This window comes from Tindallia californiensis (genome assembly GCF_900107405.1).
GTDB classification, from domain to species: Bacteria; Bacillota; Clostridia; order Peptostreptococcales; family Tindalliaceae; genus Tindallia; species Tindallia californiensis.
Window position 1 is genome coordinate 1 of record NZ_FNPV01000024.1, and the last position, 1,384, is coordinate 1,384.

Annotated in this window: 1 protein-coding gene; it reads left to right on the forward strand. The window is 47.3% G+C overall.

The features are described 5' to 3' along the window. Complete coding sequence (locus tag BLV55_RS14410) at window positions 1-1,227, forward strand: IS110 family RNA-guided transposase (RefSeq protein WP_093315679.1); 1,227 nt, start codon at window positions 1-3, stop codon at window positions 1,225-1,227. Window positions 1,228-1,384 lie beyond the last annotated feature (157 nt).

Here is a 1,384-nt window from a genome sequence, read left to right on the forward strand (position 1 = left end):
ATGAAATTGTTTGTCGGTATTGATGTAAGTTCTTTAACGTTGGATGTCTGCTTTCTTGACAGTGATCTTCAGGTTTTAAAGCAGTGTTCCCTTCCCAACGACCTGCATGGTGCCTCCAGCATCAAAGAGCTGATTCTGGAATGTCATCAGAATGTGGCTTACGAATCAATCCTTGTCGGCATGGAATCCACTTCGGTTTACAGTTTCCATCCGGCAGCTTTCCTCAACGAGGATCCTGATCTCAAAGGGCTGGGTGTGAAGGTGGTTGTCCAAAACCCTAAGGCCATCGCCCGGTTCAAAGGGCTTTTCGAAGAGGATAAGACGGATAAAGTGGATGCTTACCGGATTGCTGATTTCCTCCGTTTTGACCGGTTTAATTTGTCCTTGGTCAAAGAGGAAAAGTACCTGGCTCTTCAACGTCTGACTCGTTCCCGCTATCAGTTGATTCAACAGATGACAGAGTGCAAACAGCATTTTCTGGAGAACCTTTACTACAAGTGTAATACCTTAACCCGGGATGTGGACACGTCGGTCTTTGGTGCGGCCATGATGGATTTACTCTCAGAGTCTTTATCCCTGGATGACATTGCGGCCATGCCCATCGAGGATTTGGCTGAGGTGCTTCAGCAGAAGGGTCGGGGGCGGTTTGCTGATCCCACTAAGCTGGCCAAGGCCATTAACAAGGCGGCCCGTGATTCTTACCGGTTGGGTAAGGTGATGCAGAACTCTGTTGATGTGGTGTTGGGGTCTTATGCCTTGATGATCCGCACCATCAAAGAACAGATTAAATCCCTTGATTCGGCCATTGAAAGGCTTCTGGAGGCCATTCCTGAAAGTCAGTCTTTGCTCAGCATTCCTGGTATTGGTAAGGTGTATACCGCCGGCATTTTGGCTGAAATCGGTCAAATTGATCGGTTTGAGGATCAGGCGAAGGTAGCCAAGTATGCCGGGCTTTACTGGAAGCGTAAACAGTCTGGTAACTATGAATCACCGCGCACTTCTCTCACCCGCACAGGCAATCATTATTTGCGTTATTACCTGGTTGAAGCTGCCAACTCAGTTCAGCGCCATGAGCCTGTGTACCGTGAGTTTTACTTGAAAAAGTATCGTGAAGTGCCGAAGCATCAACATAAACGTGCCCTTGTACTGACGGCAAGAAAATTGGTGCGGATGGTGGATGTGCTGCTACGCAACCGCCAACTTTATGCGCCGGAAAGGAGCGTGTAATTATCGATCTTTACTGATCGATCCGTATGCCCTTTATTGCCCGAACAAATATTCCTGGTTTGATTCGGGTCTGGTTTGTGTGCGCTTTTTTCAAATCTATTATCGTCAAAAGTAAATTTTTTTCGCATTACCCCCTTGACTTATCACCACAAGTCTT

Bases quoted from the DNA above. Each gene is read 5' to 3' on its own strand.
- BLV55_RS14410 (WP_093315679.1), top strand. From the start codon at position 1: ATGAAATTGTTTGTCGGTATTGATGTAAGTTCTTTAACGTTGGATGTC.